At 44.0% G+C, this 5504-nt stretch carries 7 protein-coding genes; 1 reads left to right on the top strand and 6 read right to left on the bottom strand.

Annotated features, from left to right (window positions below):
* The 3 genes from HMPREF0693_RS00085 to HMPREF0693_RS19330 all read right to left on the bottom strand — a co-directional run.
* Positions 1-504, bottom strand: a 504-nt coding sequence (locus HMPREF0693_RS00085; RefSeq protein ID WP_004242491.1) for a hypothetical protein, incomplete at its 3' end; no start/stop codon positions are given.
* Complete coding sequence (locus tag HMPREF0693_RS19335) at positions 505-1845, bottom strand: phage tail tape measure protein (protein ID WP_004242488.1); 1341 nt, start codon at positions 1843-1845, stop codon at positions 505-507.
* Positions 1812-3779, bottom strand: a complete 1968-nt coding sequence (locus HMPREF0693_RS19330; RefSeq protein ID WP_004242487.1) for a tape measure protein — start codon at positions 3777-3779, stop codon at positions 1812-1814. The genes HMPREF0693_RS19335 and HMPREF0693_RS19330 overlap by 34 nt, the downstream gene beginning before the upstream one ends.
* Positions 3780-3905: 126 nt before the next feature.
* On the opposite strand from HMPREF0693_RS19330, the gene HMPREF0693_RS00075 reads away from it, so the two are divergent.
* Positions 3906-4097 (top strand): YqaE/Pmp3 family membrane protein, encoded by a 192-nt coding sequence (locus HMPREF0693_RS00075; RefSeq protein WP_004242485.1) that lies wholly within the window; start codon positions 3906-3908, stop codon positions 4095-4097.
* Positions 4098-4121: 24 nt separating this feature from the next.
* Here the strand turns inward: HMPREF0693_RS00075 and HMPREF0693_RS00070 are convergent, their stop codons facing one another.
* The 3 genes from HMPREF0693_RS00070 to HMPREF0693_RS00060 all read right to left on the bottom strand — a co-directional run.
* Entirely contained in the window at positions 4122-4400 is a 279-nt protein-coding gene (locus HMPREF0693_RS00070) for a phage tail assembly protein T (protein WP_004242484.1), read from the bottom strand.
* Positions 4397-4813 (bottom strand): hypothetical protein, encoded by a 417-nt coding sequence (locus HMPREF0693_RS00065; protein ID WP_004242483.1) that lies wholly within the window; start codon positions 4811-4813, stop codon positions 4397-4399. Before HMPREF0693_RS00065 ends, HMPREF0693_RS00070 begins: the two co-directional genes overlap by 4 nt.
* A 64-nt stretch (positions 4814-4877) precedes the next feature.
* Positions 4878-5504, bottom strand: a 627-nt coding sequence (locus HMPREF0693_RS00060; RefSeq protein ID WP_004242482.1) for a hypothetical protein, incomplete at its 5' end; no start/stop codon positions are given.

Below are 5504 nucleotides of genomic sequence, written 5' to 3'. Positions count from 1 at the left end.
AACTCCAAAAGGACGCTCAACTTCGAGCATTTCATTGACGGTAGGTGATGTTCTTAACATCGGCGAAATAAGAATAATGGCACGCCCCTGATTATCACTGACCACATCCGCCACCACCATTTTGAGTTCATTGCCCACAGTTAAACGATCCCCTTGCTGTAACACACGCATATTGCGCTTCCAGTCCTTTGTTTCTAGCCGATTACCTAATTGGCTCGGTATTGCAATACGAGGCGAACCATACCCATAACGCCCTTTTCTTATCCAACTGGCTATTTTGACCCGTCCCGACATGCCATCCAATGAAGCCACCAGCGCTTCTAACTGGCGCGATTTCTCTTCATTTAAATTATTAAATGTCAGCTCACAACGCCAACGACTTCCTGGAAAGCGTACCGTCTGGCTACTTCCATTAAATGGCGAGGTAAAGGTTTTGCTGTTACTCAATAATTGCCAGTTTTCCTGTGTGGGGATCACCTCTTTTGGCCATTCAAGAATAGACATTTAGACTCCTAATGTTCTACGTGCTGCGCCATTACTTTGAAAGTCTTGTAACATCATCGCATGAGCTTTCTGTGCGCCGGCTTCTGTCCCTTGTTGTGCGGCTTCTTTCATTGCTTGAGCAAGTACAGCGTCACCATTTCCTGTCACTGTAATATGATTAACGACCGTCATTTGTACACCACCCGCACGGGCTAACGTCGGTTGTGGTGTAACCGGTATTCGCCCTGCGACTGCGCCCACAAAGCCCCCCGAAGCATAACCTTGCGCAGCATGCATTAAGCGATAGAGATTACCGACACCCAATTTAGCCGTCGCTTCTTTGGTAAAAACAAACTCACCACCATGCACAATCCCTTTAGGCTCAAATTTACCTCCATGCCCCGTATAGCCACCGTAAGCATGCCCTTTGCTCATCCATCCCATGTCAAAGCCCATTGCCTGCCCGCCTGCTTCAATGGCTTTGAAAACCAACATTTTCATCACCATTCGAGTGATATCGGAGATCACCGCATTGGCAAAATCTTTAAAGCTTCCTTTCCCCGTTAAAGCAAAATCAGCTAACGCATCAGACATATTATTAAGGGCATTGGTAGTGACGTTTCTGACGTTCTCCATCACATCCATAGCCGACTCACTGAAATCCGATAAACCTTGTTTTAATCCCGCCATCGGATCGCCTTTCATGGCTTCTCGCTTCCTAAGCTCTGCCTCAATCTGCTGTTTAGTGAGTTCGACATTGCGTTGTAAGTTCGCCAACTCTTTTTCGCCTAAATCCACACTGGCTTGCTGATACAGCACATCAATCTGACGAAGGGCATTGAGCTTTTCTTGCTCTGCGCGCGATTTTCCTATCAAGGAAGTTTCAAATTGCATCTGCTCAATTTCTTTACCGCGATCATAAGCAAATTGCGCGACTGAATTGGCACGCGCCAGATCATCAATGGCTTTCGCTTTTTCTTTTATCGTCTCAATGGCGTTGGGATCGATTTTTAAGATGGCATCAAACTTATCTTTATTTTGTTTGATATCGGCTAATGCGGATGTGTATTCATTAAAGGAAGAGGTAGTGCCATACAGTTGAATACTTTGCCCATCTGCAATCAGTGAGGCTTGTTTTTCCTCTAATTCCGTTAAGATTTTGGTGTACTGCTTGGCGTAATCAATGGTTGATTTATGGCTGGGCTTATACGTCCGTTTGGCTTGCAGTGCCAGTTGTGCCTCAATTTCCGCTTGTAAGGCTTTATCGTAGCCTTGCATATCTGGCGTAATTTTGCGTGAGGCCAATACATCTTCTGCATTTAATTTCGCTAATGCCTTCCCTGTGGCTTGTGCTTTTGCCACTGAACGTTGCGATTTTTCAATCGATTCATCAACTGTTTAGCAATCGCCGTGGTGGCATTCACTTGGCTATTTGTCGCCTGAAGCGTGATATCAATGAGTGATTCATATTCAATGCCTAAACTCTTTAAGCTCGCCTTAAGTGAATTGATAACGGCATCAACATTTTGTAACTCTGTGGCATAGCGTTTATATTCAGGAGCTTGATCGCCCACTTTTTCTTTGAGTGTCGCCAACATATTTTGCATATTGGCTCGCTGACGCTCTAAGTTATTAACTTGTTCTGCATATATCCCCATCGCAGCATCAAGCTCTTTTTGCTTTTCAGCCACTCGTTTAAGGTATAAATTCCCCACTCCTTGTTCAGTAAACGCCTTTTCACTCTCAACGCTGTATTTCGATAAACCTTGTAAGGAAATAACCTGTTGTTTAAGCTCCTCGATTTTCTCCAATTGCGCGTTAATGCCCGATGAAACTTTGCTTAAATTAGCCACTAGCGTGGCATTGCTCATTTTGTTTAACGCTTCTGTTGATGTATCAAGGGAATTGGCAAATTCAATCGATTCGAGTTTGGCTTGTTTGACATTTTCGCTGTATTCATACAATCCCATTCCCAATGCTGCAACACCCGTCAACACTAATCCAATAGGGCCACCCGCTAATCCCATAACACTGTTGAGTGCTCGCCCTGCCACCGTTGATTGACGCCGAGCGGTCGTTAATGCACGTTGAGCAACGTTTTCGGCGGTTAATGCCTGTGTATAATTTAGAGAGGCTGTTCTTGCGAGTGACTTTGTGGCGATAAGATTATCGAGTGCTATTTTTTCCGCGTTAGTGCCTCTAGCAACTTGATATTCCATTTTGGCTCTATTGAGCGCCGATGTGGCGGCTTCTTTATCCGCCCATGCCTTCCTCACGGCACTGGTTGCTGCCACACTGTTTGCCTCTGCACTCTGTAATGTGGCTTTGACTTCATTCAACGTTGTCTGATTTTTCAGATAAGTGGCTTTCGTCCATTGAGAGAGTTTTGCTACCAATGCCGTGACGGCGATCCCTTCGACTACTTTAGCGACTAACGATAGATTATCGGCAAGAGTGGTCATCCCTGTGGTAAAAAGCTGAGTCGCACCTGTACCTTGATTCGCTTCACCAATAAATTTGGTCATCGCCGATTGAAGATTAGTGAAACCTTGGCTAACCGTTGTCACGCTGGTAGCAAATTTTTTATCCACACTGTCGGCTGCACGTTCTAAGGCTTGAATGACTTTTTCAATCGTCATTTCACCGTCTTGGGCTTTCTTCCTTAGTTCACCCACACTGACACCCATTCCGTCAGCGATGGCTTTCGCTAACGCAGGGGTTTGCTCCATCACTGAATTTAGCTCTTCGCCACGTAACTGACCCGAGGCTAATGCTTGACCAAATTGAGTTAATGCCGCTTGGGCTGCGGTTGCACTTGCTCCCGAAATCGCCACGGCTTTTGAGACAGTTTCCGTGAGTTCAGCGACTTTTTGCTGACTTAATCCTAAGCGATCGGCATTATCCGCAAAACGTTGATAAACTTGTGCTGTGGCATCCAATGATTGATAGGTTTTTTGGGCAATGCCATAGACTGCTTGTGTGGCTTTATTTAACTCGACAGAACTTTCTGTCACCAGTTTTAAACGGTTCTGTAATTCCGTCCAACTATCAGCATAATTAATTACTTGATGAATGGATAATGCACTTGCGGTGACACTCGCAAAACGGGCAAAAAGCGCCGAGGATTTTGCGGTTTGTGATACCATTCGCTCTTGTTGTACGGTGATAGCTTGAAGGCTGACGCGAATACTTTGCCCAAATTGTTCTGTTTGGCGCTGGCTACGGTTGATCGCATTTGTGAAATTTGCCGTATTCAGCGTCAAATCAATATTTAATCTACCTAATGCTCCCGCCATAAATTCAATCCTTGGTATGAACACTACAAAAGCAAACTTTCACCCTGAATAAATGCAATATTCCTTGTTATTTGCTATTGATTTAATTATTGATAAACTAAAATTTCGAATAATAGAGGGGGTTTTATGAGACTTATTCTGGCGTTATTACTACCTTGGTTACAATTTTTCACGATTGGTCGCCCATTTGCTGGCATCTTCTGCCTTATCCTACAAATCACCTTAATTGGGTGGATCCCTGCGGCTATCTGGTCGGTTTATGCCCTTTCTCAATACAATACAGATAAAAAAATTGAGAAAATGTCTCGCGGTGGTTAACGATTAAGCCCCACTCATGTGGGGCTATCGATTAGCTAATACACTCTCAGTGACGTTATCCCACACCTCTTCTTCCGTAACTTTCTTCTTCCATATCGGCATAAAATCCACCAATTCAGGCGGAGACGTTTTCGGATCACGATTTATCATCGCAAGAAGATGCGCCACTTGTGCCATCCGATAATCCTCTCGCCATAAACCAAAGGGTTGTTTGCGATAAAAAGCTTCATATTCACACAAGTGGCTTTCGGGCATTTGCTCGATTTCTGCGAGCGTTTTTCCCAGTGCCAGCGACAATATCAATTGAAATTGTCGCCGTTCTCCAAGTTTTTTTCGCTATTCCCCGCTTCGGCTGTAAACACCGCATTAGAAAACCCTTGCCCTAAACGATTAAGACCTTTTAAGTCTTCTTCATTTTCAGCATCAAAAAGCAGTTCCCCTTTTTCATCACACAACTTAAAGGCCAGCATTCTGGCGACATCATATTCATCATAGACACGATTTATCGCCTCATTAAATTGTTCGGGATCGTCTTCGTCTAAGTAAATGTCCTGCGCTTCGGCAAGCTTGATTTTAATTTGGCGAAGTTTGCGCTGAATGTAATTCATGGTGCCAACATCCAGCTCTTTGACATAAAAGGTGTTGTCTAAATAGATAAAAGGCGTCACTTTCAGTGCTTGGTTTAACACTAATTCACGCAATAAAGCGTTAGACATAATCACTCCTAAGATTTTTTATCGAGAAGGGAGATGAGAAATAATGAAAGAGGTGAATTAAGGGTTATTTCTTCGCATTCAAATAATCACGGCCAGACAATTTAATCGAGATCCCCGAATCCATCATTTGCCCCACACTGCCATCAATGTTCATGCCTGTTTCGACGGAGCCGTAATAAAACATGGAGCCTTCATCTCGCGTTAAGACCATTTTCACTGCGAATTTTTCTTTGCTGTTTTCATATTTACGTAAGAGTCGCTGCACATCACTGGAGCTATACCGTAAGAAAAAGGTCAATTTAATTGAGCCGTATTCCGTATCACCGGATTCATATTCCTTACCATCACTACAAATGGTGGTGACATCAATTTGTTCGGTTGTCGAACCGTCTTTGCTAAAGCTTTTCACCGCACAAAAATTATTAGACCATTGAATACGTTGTGCTTTGGCGTTTGCAAAATCCGTAGGTAGCGTTTTATCACTCCAATCCACTTCGTCGCACAGGGTCACTTTATTGCCATCAACCTGTGCAATGGGAAAACGCCCATCTAACTCCCCTAAACCCGATAACATAATCATGTCATCGGCTTTCAGTTTATTATTGGCGATGGTAATGGTTGCTGGTGATAACGTCGCTTCCGTCACGGTCATCGCCTCCCCTAAGCCTGTTTGCACAAAGATCTTCGTGCT

This window comes from Proteus mirabilis ATCC 29906 (assembly GCF_000160755.1).
Taxonomy (GTDB): domain Bacteria; phylum Pseudomonadota; class Gammaproteobacteria; order Enterobacterales; family Enterobacteriaceae; genus Proteus; species Proteus mirabilis.
Note: the sequence above shows the minus strand (reverse complement) of the source record. Positions and strands in the feature narration are given on the sequence as shown.

Coding starts and splice junctions, on each gene's coding strand:
- HMPREF0693_RS00075 (WP_004242485.1), top strand. CDS start 3,906: ATGAGACTTATTCTGGCGTTATTACTACCTTGGTTACAATTTTTCACG.
- HMPREF0693_RS00065 (WP_004242483.1), bottom strand. CDS start 4,813: ATGTCTAACGCTTTATTGCGTGAATTAGTGTTAAACCAAGCACTGAAA.
- HMPREF0693_RS19330 (WP_004242487.1), bottom strand. CDS start 3,779: ATGGCGGGAGCATTAGGTAGATTAAATATTGATTTGACGCTGAATACG.